Raw genomic sequence first — 253 nt, 5'->3', positions numbered from 1 at the left:
AAAATAAGTGTCCGTTCATCTATAATAAAATTCCTTGTATTGAAATTGATTCATTTCTTTCACTCATTCTCCTTCAAGATCTATGCAGCCAATCATTACAAGGCTTTCAGTTTCAACAGTTCCAACCGGATGCGTTCAAGCCTTTGCTTACATTGTGACCTCTTTTGGTCATTCTCTTCACCAATTGCTTCAAAAAGGGTTGCTAATTCATAGTCCATTTCCATTCTTAACACTGCAGCTCTATGTCTTTCAA

The 253-nt window shown here is 36.4% G+C and carries 1 protein-coding gene; it reads right to left on the bottom strand.

Going from position 1 to position 253, the window contains the following annotated elements:
• Nucleotides 1-95: 95 nt before the first annotated feature.
• Nucleotides 96-253 (bottom strand): hypothetical protein (locus SB773_RS33320; RefSeq protein ID WP_410594724.1); only part of this gene is annotated, 158 nt, incomplete at its 5' end.

It is taken from the genome of Bacillus sp. SIMBA_074, assembly GCF_046534555.1.
In the GTDB taxonomy this organism is placed as follows: domain Bacteria; phylum Bacillota; class Bacilli; order Bacillales; family Bacillaceae_G; genus Bacillus_A; species Bacillus_A mycoides.
This window is presented reverse-complemented; position numbering and strand designations above follow the sequence as displayed.